The organism is Hydrogenophaga laconesensis (assembly GCF_031457235.1).
GTDB lineage: Bacteria > Pseudomonadota > Gammaproteobacteria > Burkholderiales > Burkholderiaceae_C > Hydrogenophaga > Hydrogenophaga laconesensis.
The window spans coordinates 136225-153331 of record NZ_JAVDWE010000014.1 but is presented as its reverse complement, the minus strand read 5'-3'; the positions used below and the strand labels follow the sequence as shown (position 1 = coordinate 153331).

The 17107-nt window shown below is 64.1% G+C and carries 18 protein-coding genes; 4 read left to right on the top strand and 14 right to left on the bottom strand.

The annotated features are described in order from the left end of the window. Positions 1-51 precede the first annotated feature (51 nt). Positions 52-1299, bottom strand: coding sequence for a CaiB/BaiF CoA transferase family protein (locus J2X09_RS21305; RefSeq protein WP_204734766.1), 1248 nt, complete (start codon positions 1297-1299; stop codon positions 52-54). 143 nt (positions 1300-1442) lie between these two features. On the opposite strand from J2X09_RS21305, the gene J2X09_RS21300 reads away from it, so the two are divergent. From J2X09_RS21300 to J2X09_RS21290, 3 genes are read left to right on the top strand one after another with little or no spacing between them, the layout of a single operon-like run. Then, entirely contained in the window at positions 1443-2318 is an 876-nt protein-coding gene (locus tag J2X09_RS21300; protein WP_310309277.1) for an IclR family transcriptional regulator, read from the top strand. A gap of 30 nt (positions 2319-2348) precedes the next feature. Continuing rightward, positions 2349-3110, top strand: coding sequence for an enoyl-CoA hydratase-related protein (locus tag J2X09_RS21295; RefSeq protein ID WP_056272141.1), 762 nt, complete (start codon positions 2349-2351; stop codon positions 3108-3110). Positions 3111-3117: 7 nt separating this feature from the next. Continuing rightward, positions 3118-4524, top strand: a complete 1407-nt coding sequence (locus J2X09_RS21290; protein ID WP_204734767.1) for an MmgE/PrpD family protein — start codon at positions 3118-3120, stop codon at positions 4522-4524. A 59-nt stretch (positions 4525-4583) separates the two neighbouring features. On the opposite strand, the gene J2X09_RS21285 is transcribed toward J2X09_RS21290, so the two are convergent. From J2X09_RS21285 to J2X09_RS21265, 5 genes are all read right to left on the bottom strand, one after another. Continuing rightward, on the bottom strand, positions 4584-5411 hold the full coding sequence (locus J2X09_RS21285; protein WP_204734768.1) for an alpha/beta fold hydrolase: 828 nt from the start codon (positions 5409-5411) through the stop codon (positions 4584-4586). Positions 5412-5455: 44 nt separating this feature from the next. Continuing rightward, positions 5456-6688, bottom strand: coding sequence for an acyl-CoA dehydrogenase family protein (locus J2X09_RS21280; RefSeq protein WP_204734769.1), 1233 nt, complete (start codon positions 6686-6688; stop codon positions 5456-5458). A 16-nt stretch (positions 6689-6704) separates the two neighbouring features. After that, complete coding sequence (locus tag J2X09_RS21275; RefSeq protein ID WP_204734770.1) at positions 6705-7106, bottom strand: Zn-ribbon domain-containing OB-fold protein; 402 nt, start codon at positions 7104-7106, stop codon at positions 6705-6707. A 5-nt stretch (positions 7107-7111) separates the two neighbouring features. Next, positions 7112-8281, bottom strand: coding sequence for an acetyl-CoA acetyltransferase (locus J2X09_RS21270; protein WP_204734771.1), 1170 nt, complete (start codon positions 8279-8281; stop codon positions 7112-7114). Positions 8282-8403: 122 nt separating this feature from the next. After that, positions 8404-8886: a MaoC family dehydratase gene (locus J2X09_RS21265; RefSeq protein ID WP_008905492.1), complete on the bottom strand. Its 483-nt coding sequence runs from the start codon at positions 8884-8886 to the stop codon at positions 8404-8406. Between the two features lie 128 nt (positions 8887-9014). Here J2X09_RS21265 and J2X09_RS21260 point away from each other — a divergent pair, with 128 nt between their 5' ends. Then, positions 9015-9824, top strand: a complete 810-nt coding sequence (locus tag J2X09_RS21260) for an SDR family NAD(P)-dependent oxidoreductase (RefSeq protein WP_204734772.1) — start codon at positions 9015-9017, stop codon at positions 9822-9824. Positions 9825-9832: 8 nt separating this feature from the next. On the opposite strand, the gene J2X09_RS21255 is transcribed toward J2X09_RS21260, so the two are convergent. From J2X09_RS21255 to J2X09_RS21220, 8 genes are read right to left on the bottom strand one after another with little or no spacing between them, the layout of a single operon-like run. Beyond that, positions 9833-11338 (bottom strand): AMP-binding protein, encoded by a 1506-nt coding sequence (locus J2X09_RS21255; RefSeq protein ID WP_204734773.1) that lies wholly within the window; start codon positions 11336-11338, stop codon positions 9833-9835. Between the two features lie 20 nt (positions 11339-11358). Continuing rightward, positions 11359-12231: an alpha/beta fold hydrolase gene (locus tag J2X09_RS21250; RefSeq protein WP_008905489.1), complete on the bottom strand. Its 873-nt coding sequence runs from the start codon at positions 12229-12231 to the stop codon at positions 11359-11361. Between the two features lie 22 nt (positions 12232-12253). Continuing rightward, positions 12254-13480 (bottom strand): ABC transporter substrate-binding protein, encoded by a 1227-nt coding sequence (locus J2X09_RS21245; RefSeq protein WP_204734774.1) that lies wholly within the window; start codon positions 13478-13480, stop codon positions 12254-12256. A 51-nt stretch (positions 13481-13531) separates the two neighbouring features. Further along, positions 13532-14233, bottom strand: a complete 702-nt coding sequence (locus tag J2X09_RS21240) for a transglutaminase-like domain-containing protein (RefSeq protein WP_008905487.1) — start codon at positions 14231-14233, stop codon at positions 13532-13534. Between the two features lies 1 nt (position 14234). Beyond that, the gene (locus J2X09_RS21235; protein WP_008905486.1) at positions 14235-15116 is read right to left on the bottom strand and encodes an SDR family oxidoreductase; all 882 of its coding nucleotides are present in this window, start codon (positions 15114-15116) and stop codon (positions 14235-14237) included. Positions 15117-15140: 24 nt separating this feature from the next. Continuing rightward, positions 15141-15575 (bottom strand): PaaI family thioesterase, encoded by a 435-nt coding sequence (locus tag J2X09_RS21230; protein ID WP_008905485.1) that lies wholly within the window; start codon positions 15573-15575, stop codon positions 15141-15143. After that, positions 15572-16048, bottom strand: a complete 477-nt coding sequence (locus J2X09_RS21225) for a PaaI family thioesterase (RefSeq protein WP_204734775.1) — start codon at positions 16046-16048, stop codon at positions 15572-15574. Before J2X09_RS21225 ends, J2X09_RS21230 begins: the two co-directional genes overlap by 4 nt. Continuing rightward, positions 16045-17106 (bottom strand): MBL fold metallo-hydrolase, encoded by a 1062-nt coding sequence (locus J2X09_RS21220; RefSeq protein WP_204734776.1) that lies wholly within the window; start codon positions 17104-17106, stop codon positions 16045-16047. The genes J2X09_RS21225 and J2X09_RS21220 overlap by 4 nt, the downstream gene beginning before the upstream one ends. Between the last annotated feature and the right edge of the window lies 1 nt (position 17107).

Below are 17107 nucleotides of genomic sequence, written 5' to 3'. Positions count from 1 at the left end.
GTGCGAAGCTGATGAAACCCAGGAACATTAGTCGATTCAATGCCGGAACCCTCATTCTGACACCTCCGCATCGGCGAGGACCGGAACCGCTGCGCCACTGACCAGCAAGGAGGCCAGCGCACCTGCATCAAAGCCGCATTCGCGCAGCACCGATTCGGTGTGCTCCCCCAATCGCGGCGCGGGCGCCAGCTTACTGACGTCGTAACCCACCCAGCGCGCCGGAGCGCCAAAGGTACGCATCGCTCCTTCGCTCGGGTGCTCGACCTGACGAAAGAAGCCCACCGCCGCCAAGTGCGGGTCATCCAACAGTGATTCAACGGTGTTCAGAGGCGCCGCCGGCACGTCGATGTCTTCGAACAGCGCCAACCAGTGCGCGGTGCTTTGCACGCATAGTGTCTGGCCCAGAAAGCCGTACACCTCGTCAATGTGGCGGGTGCGGCTGGCCAGGTCGGTGAAGCGCGGATCGACCCGCAAATCGTCGCGCTCGATGGCATGCAGAAAACGCTGCCAGTGGCCGTCGTTGTATACCAGCGCGCAGATGTAGCCGTCGCTGGTTTCGTATGGCCGGCGCCCGGGCGACAACAGCCGCACGTAGCCAGCGTCACCACTGGGCGGCTCGAAGGTGTGCCCATATAGGTGGTCCGAAAGCACCACGCTGGCCATGGTTTCGAACATCGGCACATCGATGCGGCAGCCGCGTCCGGTGCGCTCGCGCCCGTACAGCGCCATGGCCACGCTGTGCGCTGCATGCAGGCCGACCATGCGGTCGGCAATCGTCAGCGGCACGTAGTGCGGCTCGCTCGCCCCGCTTTGCTGCTGTAAGGCGGCGATGCCGACCGCGCCCTGGATCAGGTCGTCATAGGCCGGGCGGCCGGCGTAGGGACCGTCCTCGCCGTAACCGTACACGCCGCACCAGATGATGCGTGGATTGATCATCGAGATGCTCTCGTAGTCCAGCCCGAGCCGGGCGATGGAGGCCGGGCGGAGGTTGTGCACGAAGACATCGGCGCCTTCGATCAGGCGCCGCATCGCAGCCGCGCCCTCCGGCGATTTGAGGTCAAGCGCCACGCTGCGCTTGTTGCGGTTCAGGTGCAGGAACAGCGGACCCATGCCGGGATGGCGTCCGGGGCCGATCCAGCGTGTCGAGTCGCCCTCAGGGGATTCAATCTTGATCACGTCCGCGCCATGGTCGCCAAAGATCTGGGTGGCGTAGGGCCCCATCAGCACCGCGCTGAGGTCGATCACCCGCACGCCCTCGAGTGGCCCGGCGGGTGCTGCCTGCTTGTGTTGGCTTGTCATCTGTGTCCCCTCTGATTTCTAGATGCCAGGCTGCCTCAGCGCCGAGTGCTGAGGAAAAACCGGATTGACGGCCGTCCATCCTAACGATATTCTGATTTCCAAACAAATGTTCCCATATCAGAACACAAGAAAGCTTCGATTCTATGAACATGCCCACGGCCAGCTTGCGCGAATGCACGGGCATCAATACCCGCGCGGAGGCTTCTCCCATGGCCGTGACCCGCGTGCTGCGGCTGCTGCGGATACTGGCCGACCGCCCTGCTGGCTTGGCCCTGACCCCGTTGTGCTTGGCGTTGAATGCACCAAAAACCAGCGTACTCTCGCTGTTGCGCGGCCTCACGGCGCATGGCTACCTGCAGCGCAGCAATGACCTGTATGAACTGGGCCCCGAGGCGTTCTCACTAGGGGCATCTCTGGTGTCGGCCCGCTCGCTCGACGTTGTGACCCTGCCCTTCCTGCGGGAGGCAGTGGCGCGATCCGGCGAGACCGCCCTGATCGCCAGAATCGACCGCACCGCAGATCGGCTCGTCTACAACCCGATCTTCGAGAGCACCCGGACGATTCGATACGCCGTGCCAGTCGGCACGACACGGCCGCTGTTTGCCTCGTCCGCCGGGCGCGTGCTGCTCGCGTTTCAGGAAGAGGCATGGCGGCGTGACTACCTGCGCCGGGCCGATCTGCGGGCCATGACCGAGCACTCGGTCACCGACCCGGCGCAACTGGCGCGGATCATCGACGAAGCCCGGGTGAGAGGGGTGGCGGTCACATTCGGAGAAGTGACACCTGACGTTGCCGGCTTTTCGGCCCCGATCTTCGAACCTGACGGGCGCGTGAACGCAGCGCTGATCATCGCCGCGCCGATCGAGCGCGGTCGCGCCGTCGCCGATGCGCTGCAGCACCTGGTGATGGAACTCGCCGCAAGCATCTCGGGGGCGCTCGGCTACCGTGCGGGACCGGAATCGCGTGAGGTGGCAACGAATCAAACCAGACCAATGCCCCAGACCCGCCGCTCGCGGTAATAGGCACAAACTTCAAAAGGAGACACCCCCATGAACAATGAACTGCTTTACGAAGTGAACGACGGCATTGCCGTCATCACCATCAACCGGCCCGAGCGCCGCAATGCGCTGAATCGCGCCGTGCGCGAAGGCTTTTTTGAGGTCTGGCGCCGCTTCGAAGCTGACGGGCAGGCGCAGGTGGCCATCCTCACCGGCGCCGGTGACAATTTCTGCGCCGGCATGGACCTGGTGGAAGCTGCAGACACTCAACTGCGCATCCCGCCAGCGGGCTTCATCGCCGTGCTCGGCGACAACATCGAGGTCACCAAGCCCGTCATCGCTGCCGTGCAGGGCTATGCCTATGCAGGCGGTTGGCTGCTCTCGCAGATGTGCGACCTGTGCGTGGCCGACGAAACCGCCAAATTCGCCATCACGGAGGCCAAGGTCGGGCGCGGCATGCCGTGGGCCTCGCCGGTCATCCACATGCTGCCGCAGCGCATTCTGATGGAAGTCGCGATGACCGGCGACCCGCTGACAGCGCAGCGCGCCTACGAACTCGGCTACATCAACCGCCTGATGCCCAAGGGGCAAGCATTGCAAGGGGCCAAAGAGCTGGCGACCCGGCTCATGGCCAATGCGCCACTGACGGTGCGCGCGGCCAAAGAAATGGTGCGCCTGTCCACCGAGATGGGCCGCACCGCTGCGCTGCGCGCCTCCAACCGAGCGTTTGATGCCGTCTACCTCAGTGAAGATGCCCTGGAAGGCCCGCAATCTTTCCGGGAAAAGCGCAAACCGGTCTGGAAGGGGCACTGAAATGAGCATGACCACAACCAGAAAACCCGCACCGTCGTCCGCTATCCAAACCGCTGACATCACGGGGGAACTGGCCGCGCGCTGCGCTGCCCTGTGCTACACCGATCTCCCGGAGGACGTGCGCCTGCGGGTCCGGCAATGCCTGCTCGACTGGATCGGGGTGACGCTGGCTGGCGCGTGCGAGCCACTGGTTCACATGCTGGCCGAAGAAGCCCGTGAACAGGGTGGGCATGCCCAGGCCACCGTCGTCGGGCACGCCATGATGACCTCCAGCCGGCAGGCGGCATTGATCAATGGCTCGGCCTCGCACGCACTCGACTATGACGACGTCAACATGGCCTGCACCGGCCACCCCTCGGTGGTCCTGATCCCGGCCTTGCTCGCCCTGGCCGAATCGCGCGGCGCCAGCGGACGCGACTTCATGACGGCCTTCGCCGCCGGCTACGAAACCATGTGCCAGTTGGGGTTGGTGTGCGGCGACGCACATTATTCCAACGGCTTCCACACCACAGCCACGCTAGGCACGCTCGGTGCGGCCGCCGCCTGCGCACGCTTACTGCAACTCGATGCCGACGACACCGCGACCGCGCTGGGCATCGCCAGCACCATGGCGGCTGGGCTGAAATCGATGTTCGGCACCATGTGCAAACCCTTGCATGCCGGGCGGGCGAGTGCCGACGGCCTGCAGGCGGCCCAGTTGGCCGCACGCGGCTTCACCAGCCGTGCCGATGCGATTGAATGTCCGCAAGGCCTCATCGCCACGCACGGTGGCACCGCATCGCTGGGAGCTGCGGTGGCCACGCCGAACGGCGGCTGGCATCTGCGCCACAACCTGTTCAAGTTCCACGCCGCCTGTTATGGCACACATGCCGCCATTGAGGCCGCGAGCCACTTGCGCCTGCAACACGCACTGCGGGTTGATGGCGTATGCCGCGTGACGGTGCGTGCCAGTTCCGCATGCGAGGGTGTATGCAACATCGCGGAGCCGCGCACCGGGCTGGAGGCCAAGTTCAGTCTCCGTCACACGGTGGCGATGGCGCTGGCCGGGGTCGACACCGCCGGATTGAACGCGTTCAGTGACGAAGCCGTATCCGCGCCCGAGGTGGTGGCGCTGCGTGATCGGGTGCAGGTTTTGCTCGCACCTCAATGCCCGGACCTCACCCTCAGCGAGGTGGTGATCGAGACTCAGAGCGGCACAGTGCTGCGCCAACGCTACGACAGTGGGCGCCCAGCCAGCGACCTGCTGGAGCAGCAGCAGCGCCTGGAGGAAAAGTTTCGCCTGCTGGTCAAGTCTGTGCTCATACCTGACGAGTGCGACGAGCTGATAGACTTGGTGGCACGGCTCGACGAACTGACCGACCTCTCGCCGCTGGCAGGCATGCTGGCTAGCCAAGCGTGTGCTGATCGATACTAACAGCGTTTATTGGTGCGGGCAGGCTGGCGGGCGGAAAAAAAGGAGACGTGCAATACCCCTCACTGGTCGGCGGTTTTGCTCTCCGCGGAAGGGCTGCGCCCAATGCGGCAAACCAAGCGCTGCAACATGCTCCTGGTCTCCCCACGGGCCCGCTGCTGCGGATGGTGACCAACTCCAGGTAGCGCCGTCACTTCAAGCGGCATCAGACCGTGGCGAACCAAGGCAATCGCGCTGGGCCGCCAGCCATATTCATCGTCATTGCCGAACAACACGGAGACCGGACAACGCACTGCGGCAAGCTCGACGCTCATGTCCCATTGAAGTGCTTGCGGGCTGGCCCAGGGCTCGTACCAGCCCCAGAACATGGTGTCGGTGTTGTCGCCATGGTGGCGCCGAAGTTTTTCACGCAGGCCGTCTTGCTCAAACGCGCGCCGCGCGACGGCCATTGCATCCACCATGAACTGATCCACAGCCATGGTTGGCGAGCAAGCCAGAACGCCGCATACCAGCTCAGGATGCGCCGCCGCAGCCAGCACCGACATGGCTCCTCCATCACTGTGGCCGAACATCAACGCCTCTTGGATTCCGAAGTGGCGCAACACCTCGCCAAGCACCGGCCCGGCCTCTTCACGCCGGTAACTGGGCTCGCGCCCACCCACCAGACGCTCGGATCGCCCATAACCATACCGGTCATAGGCCAGCACCGGCCAGCCGCTGGCTTCGGCCAACCCCTGAGGCAGATCTTTCCAGGTGGTGATGCAGTCCAGCCCGCCATGCATCATCACGATGCTCGGCTGCCCGTTGCCCACATCACCCCAGGTGGTGGCTGCCAGCCGATGGCCTCCCGCAAACAGTTCGTGTTCCTTCATTTCGTGCTTTTTCATCATGTCAATCTGCCTCCGGGTTGGGCATTGCAGAGGATCCACACAGCCTACAGGTCGGCCTGTCCAGTCAGCAACTGGCGCGCGACGGTGCGGCGCTGGATTTCGCCCGTACCGTCGGGTATGCGCATCACGCGGGCGAAGCGGTAGCCCTCTTCCAGGCGCAGTTCGTTGGCCAGGCCCATGCCGCCGTGGATCTGGATGCTGCGGTCCATCACGCGCCCCAGCATCTCGGTCGAAAATGCCTTGACCATGCTGACCTGCGCGGTGACGGCGCGGCCGCTGTCCAGGCGCCAGGCACAGTTCTGGATCATGGTCTTGGCGGCGTAGATGTCCATGGCGCTGTCGGCCAGCATGAGCTGGATGGCCTGGTGCTCGGCAATGGGCACGCCAAAGGTATTTCGCACCTTGGCATAGTCCACAGCTTGGTCCAGCGCCCATCGGGCCAGGCCCAGGCAAGATGCCGCCATGCCCATGCGCCCGGCGTTGACGCCGTCCATGGCCACCGCCAGTCCGCGCCCGACTTCGCCGAGTCGGTGGTCGTCGCGCACACGCACGCCGTCGAGCACGATGACGCCGGTGTCGCCGCCCAGGTGGCCCATGGTGTTGATGATGCGCGGCACGGAAAAACCGGGCACGCGCGTGTCGACGAAGAAACCGGTGACGCCGCCCTTGTGGCGCGCCGCGGCTTCGGGGTCGGTCAGCGCGAACACCATGGCGTAATCGGCGTAGGGCGAGTTGGTGATCCACTGCTTGGTGCCGGTGAGCACCCATTCGTCACCGTCGCGCACGGCGCGGGTTCGCATGCCGAATACATCGGAGCCTGCATCGGGCTCGCTCAGACCAAAGCACAGGGTCTTGTCGCCGCTGGCGATGCGATCGCGGTATTGCGCGAAGATGTCCGGCTTCAGGTGCCGCAGCACCGGCGACAGACCGTTGGTGAAGGGCGATGGCAGCACCACCGTCTGCACAAGAGGCTGGGCCGGACCCACGCGGTGGTTGAGCACCTCCTGCACATGGGCCATGACCTGCGCGCCCTGCCCGCCGCCGCCCAGTGTTTCGTCGCCAAACAGAGTGTAAAAACCCAACTCGGCCGAGCGCCTGCGCACCTGCTGGCGCAGCGCCAGCGCCTCGGGCACATAACGACCGCTGGCATCGAACAAGCTGCGTTCGCTGCCCAGCAGGTCGTGGTGGCGCTGCTGCAGCGGCAGCACTTCGCGTTCCACGAAGCGCAGCACTGCCTCGGCAATCGCCACGGTATCGGGATCGATGGTGAAGTCCATATGGGAAACCTCGGCGCTACAACTGCCGGAACTTCGGCAGCGTGACCTCGTCGGTCACATCGTCGTACTGCACCGTCACACGCTGGCCGATGCGCACCGCCTCCACATCGTCGGTGACGATGTTGGTCATCATGCGCGCGCCCTCGTCGAGGTCGATCACCGCCACCACGTAGGGGGTGTCGGCCTTGAAGGCCGGACCGGCCGGCCGACGCGCGATGGTGTAGCTGTAAATGGTGCCGGTGCCGCGCGCATCGACCCATTCGACGGCGTCGGAATGGCAGTGCGGGCACAGGACGCGCGGATAGAAATGGTGCTTGCCACAGTCATGGCAGCGCTTGAGTGTCAGGCGATGTTGTTTCAGGGCGTCCCAATAGGAGCGGCTCTCGCCATCGATGACGGGCAGGGGTTTGTCGTACATGGTGTTCACCGGGTGGAGAGAATGCAAGTGGCACCGCTGGAGAGCGTGCCGCCGGTGCCGTGGACCAGGGCGGTCACGGCGTCCTGAATCTGGCGCGGGCCGCATTCACCGCGCAACTGGCGCACCGCCTCGATCAGCAGGAAGATGCCGTACATGCCTGGGTGTGCGTAAGACAGACCGCCGCCGTTGGTGTTAAGCGGGAATACACCGCCCGGCGCGGTGCGCTGGTTGGCGACAAAGGCTCCACCCTCGCCACGCTTGCAAAAGCCCAGCGCTTCGAGCGTCAGCAGCACGGTGATGGTGAACGAGTCATAGACCTCAACCACGTCAATGGCGTCATGCCGGATGCCCGCCATGGCAAAGGCGTCCCGACCGGCCACTTCGGCGGCCGTCAGGCGCGCTAGGTCGGCCATGGCGGCGATGGTCCAGTGGGTGTGTGATTCGCCGTAACCGCGCACGAACACCGGCTTGCGACCGAGCGCCTTGGCGTGCTCGGCGGTGGTCATGACCACCGCGCCACCACCGTCGGTGACCAGACAGATATCGAGCAGGTGCAGCGGGTCGGAGATCATCGTGCTCTGGAGCACATCCTCGATCGACAGCGGCTCGCGCATGGTGGCCGCCGGATTGAGCGCCGCCCACTTGCGCGTGGCCACCGCGATCTCGGCCAGCTGCTCGGAGGTGGTGCCATATTCGTGCATGTGGCGCTTGGCCGCCATCGCATAGCCGCCCACCGGCGTGGGCATGCCCCAGGGGGTTTCGTACTGCATGGTCAGCACCGCCGAGCGCCCGGCGAGGTTTCGGCTCATCTCGCTCTTCTGCAGGCTACCGTAAGTGATCAGCGCCACCTCGCAGCGGCCAGCCTCGATGGCGGTGGCGGCATGCGCCACATGCGCCTCGAAGGCCGAGCCGCCGATGTTGGTGCCGTCGACGAAGCGCGGCGTAATCCCCAGGTACTCCGACAGCGTCACGGTCGGCAACTGGCCCGGGCCGGGCACCCCCCACATACCGGCGGTCAGCAACCCATCGACTTCGTGCATGGCGATGCCGGCGTCCTTCAAGGCGTCGCGGGCGACCAGCGCCTGGGCCTGCAGGACCGACATGGGCGCAAGGACCTTGCCGTCCTTCAGTGGCAGGTCGGCAACGCCGACGATCACAGCTTCTCGTTTTGTCATATGTAGAAATCTCCTGGTGTTGGATATCCCGGTCTGTGCGGTCTGTACTATTGATCCGGCCATTTGACGTCGCGAGTCGTGGACGGGCTGCCACAGGCAAACGACTCACGAAAGTTCAAAATTCATGGAGCCGGAGCAGCAGGCAAAAAAGTAATGGTTTCAGTGAAGTCGGCAATGGTTTCGCCACGCTGATTGATCACCAAATGTTGCAACTCCATCAGGGTATAGCCGCGCGAGGTCGTGGGGAGCAGTCGGGCCTCCCCTTCGACATGAATGGTGTCGCCCGGAAACAGCGCACCGCGCAGGCGTGCCTGTACGCCGGTCATACCGCCGAACGGGCCAACCTCGCGCCCTTCTAGCACCTGCTTGATGATTTCGGACACATAGGTTGCCAGCAGCCCCATGCCGAGCGAAATGACCATCGGGCCGGGCGCAAAGCGGCTGCGATGCGATCCGGTCATGTTCTCCCGGATGTACTCCATGTCGATAAAAAATGGTTCATGCAAGCCGACCACATTGACGAAGGTGACGATGTCGGTTTCGGTGATGGTGCGTCGGTGCGTCTTGAAATGATGCGACTTGGCGCTGTCGGTCAGGTTGGCCATTTTGAAGTCCGGTGATTGATGGGTGGTGATGGATGAAAGTGGTTCTCTGCGGGCAATCCTTCTATCGGCCTGGCCCGCTGTTTTGACATAATTGGGTTTTTATGTCGTCTAGCGCAGGAGAACAGCGGATGAACCCAGCACCCTTGCTTGGCGGTCAACTTCAGGGCCAGATCGCCCTCGTCACCGGTGCCACGGCCTTCATCGGTCGTGCCATTGCGCTGGAGTTGGCGCGGCGCGGCGCGCACGTGATCGTCAACGGCCGCAATCCCGAAGCCGGACAGGCAGTGATCAACGAGATCGCTGCGAACGGCTACTGCGCCGCGTTTGAACAAGCCGACCTGACCCATAGCGACGCGGTTCGTGCCATGGTGGATCGAGTTGCCGAGCGCCACGGTCGCCTTGACATCCTGGTGGCCAGCGGCGCAGGCGCCAGTGCCGACTCGCCGTCCTTTCGCCTTTTCAAGGAAATGAGCAACGGCGACTTCGACAACTACATCCGCGCCCACTGGCTCACCCGCGCATTTGCGATCCAGGCTGCCGCCCGCGTCATGGCACTGCACGGCCGCGGCAAGATCGTCGCGGTTGGCACCGACGCGGGCCGCGTGGCCACGGTCGGCGAATCCTTCATTGGCGGCGCCACCGCCGGCATGATGCAGATGTGCCGCGTGCTGGCGCGTGAACTGGGGCGCGACGGCATTCGGGTCAACGCGGTGGCGATGAGCTACATCTGGGATGCCGAGCCGCGCTGGGGCCCGGGCTCGCCAGCGCTCGAAGGCGGTCACGGCAAGGGCATGATCGAGAACCTGCGCAAGCGCATGCTGTTCCCCGTGCACTGCCAGGACATCGCCAACGCGGCGGCGTTCTTGGCCGGACCGGAGTCCGATGCCATCACCGGCCAGACCCTGAGCGTCAACGGCGGTTTGAGTACACCGGGCTGACATGGCCATCAGGCGCCACCGTGCGCGGCCTTGACGGCCGCGCGGTCAATGCTATCGGCACCGCCCAAGGGGAGTGCCGGTACAAACACCACGTGCTTGGGTTTTTTGTAGCGTGCGATGCGACCGCCCACAAACTCGATCAACTCCTCGGCACTCAGCGTGCACCCTGCCTTCAGCACGCAGACCGCCTTGACCGCCTCGCCCCACTGAACGTCCGGCACACCGAGGACCACCACCTGCGCCAGCGCCGGGTGCTCCAGAATGGCCCGCTCGACTTCAGCCGGATAGACGTTCTCGCCCCCCGGCTTGATCAACTCCTTGGCCGGTGAACGCCCGCTGTACCAAAGGTAGCCCTCGGCATCGATGCGCCCCATGTCGCCCGTGTGGTGCCAGCCGTTGCGCAGCGCGAAAGCGTTGTCTGCTTCGCAGCGCCAGTAGCCCTGGAACACCATCGGACCCCGCACCACGATCTCGCCGGTGGCGCCGGTGGGCAACGGGCGGTCCAGTTCGTCCACCACTGCGACCGTGTTCAGCGCGGTGGGCCGCCCGGCGCTGCCGGGGCGCTCGTCAAATGGCGCCAGACTGACCGAGCCCGAGGTCTCGGTCTGGCCGTAGGCACTCCAGAAAGTCGCCTGGGGGCAGGTGGTGCGCAAGCGCGCGATGGTCTCGGGCACGTCGATTCCCGACACCACGCGCAGGCTGTCCAGTGCCGAGCCCTGGGCCGCTGCGGCGTCCAGCAGGGCGCCCAGCATCGGCGGGAAGGTGCCGATCAGGCTGCCGCCGTCCTCGTCGATATGCTTGACCAGGCTGGGCGGATCGAAACGTGTCAGCAGCAGCGTCGCCCCGCCCGCCTGCTGCGTGGCCAGCATGAAGCCGATGGCGGCCACGTGAAACAGCGGCAAGACGCCCAGATTGACATCTGAAGTGGTCAACTGCCAGGCCAGTTGCGTCTGCAGGCTGGCGGCGATCAGGCCGCGGTGCGAGAGCAGCGCGCCGCGCGGCCGCCCGCCCACGGCGGCGGTGTGGATGATGACGAGCCCCTCATCGTCATTCAGATCGGCGGGCGGCACGGTGCGATCGAGATACAAGGCGCTGACGGGTTGCAAGGGCGCTGGCGCGACGCCCAGCGTGTAGCGCAGCTTGTCGTCCAGGCCGCTCTGCGGCAGCAGGGCCTGGAACTCATCGGCGACGATCAGCACCCGCGGCGCCACGTCCTCGATGACATAGGCCACCTCCTCGGCCGACAGCCGCCAGTTGATCGGCACCACGATCACGCCCAACTGGGCGGCTGCGCCGAACAGGTCGACATATTCCAGGCAGTTGGGGGCCAGTATCGCCAGCCGGTCACCCTGGCCCACGCCTGCGGCCGCCAGACCAGCCGCCAGGCGCGCCGTGCGCTCGGCATACTGGGCGTGCGTGACCCGCTGATCGCCGAACACCAGGGCGGTGTTCGATCCGTACAAACGCGCGTTGCGCTTGATGAGATCGTGCAGCGTAAAAGATCGCAAACTCATTCCATGCTCCTCGTTCAGATTCAGCTTCGACTCGCCGGAGGTGGCGCCGGCGGCATTACTTCGTGCAGAAACGCCGCCACGCTGGCGGCGAAGGCGTCGTTGGCATCACCGGCGATCATGTGGCCGGCGCCCTTGAGGTCGACAAAGCGCGCCCGCGGCAGGGTTTGCACCAGGGCGCGCGCATCTTCTTCGCTGATCACGTCGCTGCGTTGGCCGCGCAGCAGCAGGGTGGGCGCCTGCAGACCGCGCAAGGCGCGCTCGTAGCCCTCCGCGTCGCGCCGGTGGTTGTGGTTGGCCTCGCTCATCAGTTGCGGGTCCCAATGCCAATTCCAGCGGCCTTGCACATTCATACGCAGGTTCTTCTTCAGGCCCTCGATCGGTCCTTCCATTGGCCGCCCACGGTAGTCAGCGATGTGTTGCGCGGCTTCTTCCAGCGACGCAAAACCATCGGGCCGCGCCCGCATGAAACTGACGATGCGCTCGACACCGGCTTCTTCCATGCGCGGCGCAATGTCCACCAGCACCAGCGCGTTGATCGGCGGCGCATCGACGCGGCCGACTGCGGCCATGCTGATGAGGCCGCCCAGTGAAGCGCCGACCACCGCCAGCGGCGTGCCCAGTTCGCGCCAGATGCAGCACATGGTGTCGGCCAGCGTCTCGATGCGGTAGTCGCCATCCGTGGCCCAGGCACTGTCGCCGTGGCCCGGCAAGTCCAGCGCCACGGTGTACCAGCCGGCATCGCCCAGCACCTGCGCCGCCTTGCCCCAGGCATGGCGGGTTTGCCCGCCACCGTGCAGCAGCAACACCGCTGGAGCGCCGACCGGGCCATACACCTCAGCGACGAGGGCTCCCCCGTCGAAAGCAAAAAACTCTCGCCGCTCAGTAACGCTCATGTGGAAGGTTTGTTTCTTCATTTCAGTAGACAAATAGCGAGCCGCCGGGCTTGATCATGGTCATCTCGACATAGGTCGAACCATGATGCTTTTCCGGACCAAAACGCAAGACATAGCCCCCAAGATCCATGTTTTTTGCACTTTCGATGGCGCTCATGAACTTCTCACGGGTCAAGTCCGGCCCTGTGAGCCGGAGCGCTTCAACGAAGGCTTTGGCCGAAACAAACCCCGTCATGGATGCATAGCCGACGTGCTTGTCCTTGCCGTTGGAATTCATCAGTTTGTTGAATTCGCGCGACACGCCGAGCTTGTTGGAGAACGGCGCCGGCATCGTCTGGGTGACGATGATGCCAGTCGCGTCCTTGCCGAACTGATTGACCAGGAGATTGGTGTCCGCCACCGACAGCAGCAGCAGTTGTGCTGCTACTCCGGTCTTCTTAAACTCGCGAATGAATTCGATCGTCGCCTTGCCGGCCGTCGTCAAAATGACCGCTTGCGGTCGCGCGAGAGCAATTGTTTGCGCCGCAACTGCGGCGTCCCGAGCGTCCGTCGCAATCGCCGCACTCGCTATCGGGGCTACTTGTCGGTCCTTCATAGCCGCCTGCACGCCCGCAAGCCCCTCCTGTCCGAAAGCGTTGTTCAGGTATGCGACGGCGATGGACTTGATCCCTGTCGTCGTCAAATGCTGAACCATTTTTTCTGTTTCACTACCGTACGAAGCCATCACGGTGAACAGATACCGGTTCGGCGTGCGGCGCAGGCTGTCTGCTCCCGTGAACGGCGCAAACAATGGCACACGGTGTTGCTCCAGTAGCGGCAGCACACCGGTGACATTGGCCGTTCCCAGGTTCCCGACCAGCGCGAATACCTTGTCCTCACCAATCAATTTTTCGGTATTGGCCAGTGATCGTTGGGGAACATACCCGTCGTCCATTAGCACGAGCTTCAACCGGCGGCCGAAGACCCCGCCACGGCGGTTCACCTCGTCGATGTACGCCTTGAAACCTTCGCTGAAATCGTTGCCGATTTCTGCAAGCGGCCCGGTCAGCGACACACTCTGACCGATCAGGACGGTCTGTGCTGTTACGCCAGTCTCTGCTCGCGCAAGCCCGGTCCCCAACAGCGTCACACAAAGCGCGGCAATAACCTGCACAGTTTGCAGGGTTGCCCGCACGTTTGGCAGCCGAAGCTGAAGCCCCGACCGAGGATCGCTCAACGCGTTTGCGAATTTCGATTTGCTCAGGTTCATGGCTATCTCTTTTTGGCTGTTTAAAAATTTTGTCAACTCACTTCATGGTGATCACGATCCCGAGCCCACTTCTTGTTCAAAGTCGGCACCATTGCCTGCAACCTGACCCCAGTCGGCGAAGCTCTTGTAGTGCTCGCGCCACGTGGCCAGCAGTTCCTCGCGCGGCAGATCGGCGTAGGCGCCGCGGTCCTGCACATACTCCATGTGACGTCGGCCGCTGACATCAAATTCATGAAAGACCGAATCGGCGCTGCCGTCGAACTCCAACGGGTGGATACCGGCTTTCTCGCACAAGGAGCGGTTGAAAGCGGGCGTTGCCTTGAGCCACTGGCCGTCGACCCACAGCTCGGTGTAGCCATGAAAGACAAACAAGTCGGTGCCCATCAGGTCTTGCAGGCGTTTGCTGGTCAGGTGGTTGCGAACGTCGGCATAGCCCACCCGTGCCGGCACGCCCAGCACACGGGCAGCCGCTGCCAGCAACGCCGCCTTGGGCACGCAAAAGCCACGCCCAGCCTCGATCACGTGGCTGCCCTTCAAGCCCTCGACCGTGGTGTCAAAGTAGTAGGGGTCGTAGAGAAACTCGTCGCGCACGGCGTAATAGAGCTTGACCGCGATCTCGCGCGGCGTCAGGCCGGGGTCGGCCACCCGGCGCGCGAACGCGATCACCGCCGGGTGATCGCTGTCCACGTAGCGGCCGGGCGCGAGATAAGCCGACGGATCGTTCGTGTTTGTGGTTTGCGTCGTCGCGTCCATGTCATTCATCCTTGGCGCTCAGGCACTTCGGCGGCTTGGCCAGGGCAAAGCCGTTGAAGGGTTTGGAGCGATCCGTCGGCTTCAGCTTCCAGGTCTGACGGGCATTGGGCACACCGCCATCGACGCGGATGAAGGAGCCGGTGATGTAGGCCGCCGCCTCGGACAGCAGGAACACGATGGCCGCCGATACTTCGGCCTCGGTGCCATAGCGCTGCAGCGGCACACTCTTCATCAAAATGCGGAACTTGGCCTGCATCTCGGGTTCGTAGGTGTCAAAGCCGCTGCTGGCCACAAAGCCCGGCGCCACCGCGTTGACGCGCACGCCCGACTCGCCCCATTCGCAGGCCGCCGTTTCGGTGAACGACAGCATGCCGGCGCGCGCGGCGCCGCTGTGTCCCATGGTGGGCATGCCCATCCACATGTCGGCGATGATGTTGACGATGGAGCCGCCGTGCGCCTCCATCCACTGCGTGTAGACCTCGCGGGAGACTAGAAAGCCTCCGGTCAGGTTGCTGCGCACCACCGCCTCCCAGCCCTTGAGGCTGATGTCCTTGACCGGCTGCGGGTACTGGCCGCCGGCGTTGTTGACCAGGCCATCGATCCGGCCGTGCTGCGCAATCACGTCGGCAACCAGGTCCTTGACGCCCGGCTCGTCGCGGATGTCGCAGACATGGATGCTGGCTTTGCCACCCGCCGCTTCGATCTCGGCCTGCACCGCCTGCAGCTTCTCGATCTTGCGGCCCACCAGCGCCACGCTGGCGCCCAGGTTGGACAACTCGTGCGCAGTGCAGCGGCCGATGCCGCTGCCACCGCCGGTGACGATCACCGTCTGACCGGCAAAGAGGCCGGGGCGAAACACGGATTTGTAAACAGATTGGCTCATGGATTTGTCTCCTTCGTAATGAGCTCAGGCACGCAGCATGAAATTGCCGTGGCCAAGGGCGATGGGCTTATCGGGGCTGGATTGCCATGCCTGGATGCGCAGATTCGCCACACGCTGGCCCAGCTTGACCATCACGACGTTGGCATAGGTGTCCTGCGGACGGCCCGAGCGCAGGTAATCAATGTTGAAATCGATGGTCTTGGGCAAGTCCCGGCTGTCCATGTGCCACAGCAGGTAGAACAATCCGGCGCACTCCAGAAACCCCCCGGTGGCTCCGCCATGCAGAGCCGGCAGGATGGGGTTGCCTATCAGTTTTTCCTGGAATGGTAGGACGCAGGTGAACTCCTCGCCCTTGACATCGATGCGCAAGTCCAGAAAACGCGCAAAGGGCACCGCCCGGATCACTTCGCTCCAGTCACCCTGGGCGCGCGCATGGTCAATTTGTTCGGTCCATTTCATCGTGGCACATCCTCGTTGCGCAATACCGGTCGCCCGGAAGTAAACATGTAAATGCCGACGGCGGTGGCAATTGGGTCGTCCGGCGTGTCGTGGTAAGCAGCGCCTCGGACGAACGCCAGTTCTGCAGTCAGCTTGTAGCAAACGGCCCCTCCCAGAATCGCACGCCCGGGCGTGGCGGGCTTGAGGTAGTCGATGCGCAAGTCCAGCGTGGCCATCGGCCGTATCTCCGGCAGCTTGACGAAGATCGCGAATCCGAGCGCGGCGTCGAGCAGCGCAGTGATGACTCCGCCATGCAAAACCCTGGTCTGCGGATCGCCCACCAGTGCTTCCTGGTACTCGACTTTGAGCACGCACCAGTCGGTGTGCACCGCGTGCGGCAGGAAGCCCAGTTCGCGGTTATACGGCGACACATGGGCGAACTTTTGCCATCGCTTGGCGATTTCTTCTTCTTTGATGATGTGTGTTTCTGTCATCTCGACATGTCTCCAGACAAGGTGAGGGTGGGCTCTTCGCTGGCCGCCGTCACCGGATACCAGCGGGTCGCGGCTGGCGTTTCTTCATGGCGCACATGGCCGGCACGCTGCAGCCACAGCAGGTGCGCCAGGGTTTCGCCCATGGCCAGGTAAGCATGCAGCGGGTCGCTCTGCGCGCCATAAACGGCGTAGCCGAGTTCGGTGGCATTCATGCCCCCCTCGCCCAGACGCGCCAAGAACTTGCGCAGTGCCCTCTGGTGGTGCGCCACCAGTCCATGCGCGCGCTCGACCCCGGCGTGGTAGACGCCGTGGTGGGCTGGCAAGACGTACTCGATGTCCAGTCCCGCAATGGTGCGCAGGCTATCCAGGTAACGTGGCAGCGGATCGGTTTCGCCATAGGGCCAGACACCAATGTTGGGTGTGATGCGCTCGAGCAACTGGTCGCCCGTGAGCAGCAATTTCAGCTTGGGCTCGTACAAGCAGATTTGGGCAATGCTGTGTCCACCAAGCACCAGCACGTCGAAAGCATGATCGCCGATGTGCAAGGTCTGGCCGGCTTCGAGCGGCTCGACGCGAGTCGGCACGGCACAGGCCATATTGCTTTGCAACACCCCGCCCACCACCTGATGCGCATCTTCCGGCGCCACCCCATGGCGGCACATGAAGTCGATACAGTAAGCGCGGTCATCGATGCTGACCACGTGCGTCTGCCGCGCCACCGCCACCTCCTCCTCGCGGATCAGGATCGGAGCCCCGGTGCGCTCGTGCAGCCACACCGCCAGCCCGAGGTGGTCGGGGTGGTGGTGCGAGACGATGATGCGCGTCAAGCCAGCCGCCAGCGGGCCTTCCAATGCGCGCAGCCACAAGGCCCGCGCCGCCTCGCAATCGGCACCCGTGTCGAATAGGCACCAACCCTCGCTGTCGCGAATCAGGTAGATGTTGACGTGGTCGATGCCATAATCCACCGGCAGCGTGAACATCAGGATGCCGGGCAGGACCTCCTTCAGAGGCAGCTCGACCAACCCGTCAATGACTGAAGTAGCTCGAGAGGTGCTCATG

Excerpts from the sequence above, each read along its gene's own strand:
- J2X09_RS21245 (WP_204734774.1), bottom strand. The coding sequence starts at position 13,480 with ATGAACCTGAGCAAATCGAAATTCGCAAACGCGTTGAGCGATCCTCGG.
- J2X09_RS21300 (WP_310309277.1), top strand. The coding sequence starts at position 1,443 with ATGAACATGCCCACGGCCAGCTTGCGCGAATGCACGGGCATCAATACC.
- J2X09_RS21230 (WP_008905485.1), bottom strand. The coding sequence starts at position 15,575 with ATGAAATGGACCGAACAAATTGACCATGCGCGCGCCCAGGGTGACTGG.
- J2X09_RS21265 (WP_008905492.1), bottom strand. The coding sequence starts at position 8,886 with ATGGCCAACCTGACCGACAGCGCCAAGTCGCATCATTTCAAGACGCAC.
- J2X09_RS21220 (WP_204734776.1), bottom strand. The coding sequence starts at position 17,106 with ATGAGCACCTCTCGAGCTACTTCAGTCATTGACGGGTTGGTCGAGCTG.
- J2X09_RS21270 (WP_204734771.1), bottom strand. The coding sequence starts at position 8,281 with ATGACAAAACGAGAAGCTGTGATCGTCGGCGTTGCCGACCTGCCACTG.
- J2X09_RS21275 (WP_204734770.1), bottom strand. The coding sequence starts at position 7,106 with ATGTACGACAAACCCCTGCCCGTCATCGATGGCGAGAGCCGCTCCTAT.
- J2X09_RS21240 (WP_008905487.1), bottom strand. The coding sequence starts at position 14,233 with ATGGACGCGACGACGCAAACCACAAACACGAACGATCCGTCGGCTTAT.
- J2X09_RS21250 (WP_008905489.1), bottom strand. The coding sequence starts at position 12,231 with ATGAGCGTTACTGAGCGGCGAGAGTTTTTTGCTTTCGACGGGGGAGCC.
- J2X09_RS21260 (WP_204734772.1), top strand. The coding sequence starts at position 9,015 with ATGAACCCAGCACCCTTGCTTGGCGGTCAACTTCAGGGCCAGATCGCC.
- J2X09_RS21235 (WP_008905486.1), bottom strand. The coding sequence starts at position 15,116 with ATGAGCCAATCTGTTTACAAATCCGTGTTTCGCCCCGGCCTCTTTGCC.
- J2X09_RS21225 (WP_204734775.1), bottom strand. The coding sequence starts at position 16,048 with ATGACAGAAACACACATCATCAAAGAAGAAGAAATCGCCAAGCGATGG.
- J2X09_RS21305 (WP_204734766.1), bottom strand. The coding sequence starts at position 1,299 with ATGACAAGCCAACACAAGCAGGCAGCACCCGCCGGGCCACTCGAGGGC.
- J2X09_RS21255 (WP_204734773.1), bottom strand. The coding sequence starts at position 11,338 with ATGAGTTTGCGATCTTTTACGCTGCACGATCTCATCAAGCGCAACGCG.
- J2X09_RS21295 (WP_056272141.1), top strand. The coding sequence starts at position 2,349 with ATGAACAATGAACTGCTTTACGAAGTGAACGACGGCATTGCCGTCATC.
- J2X09_RS21280 (WP_204734769.1), bottom strand. The coding sequence starts at position 6,688 with ATGGACTTCACCATCGATCCCGATACCGTGGCGATTGCCGAGGCAGTG.
- J2X09_RS21290 (WP_204734767.1), top strand. The coding sequence starts at position 3,118 with ATGACCACAACCAGAAAACCCGCACCGTCGTCCGCTATCCAAACCGCT.
- J2X09_RS21285 (WP_204734768.1), bottom strand. The coding sequence starts at position 5,411 with ATGATGAAAAAGCACGAAATGAAGGAACACGAACTGTTTGCGGGAGGC.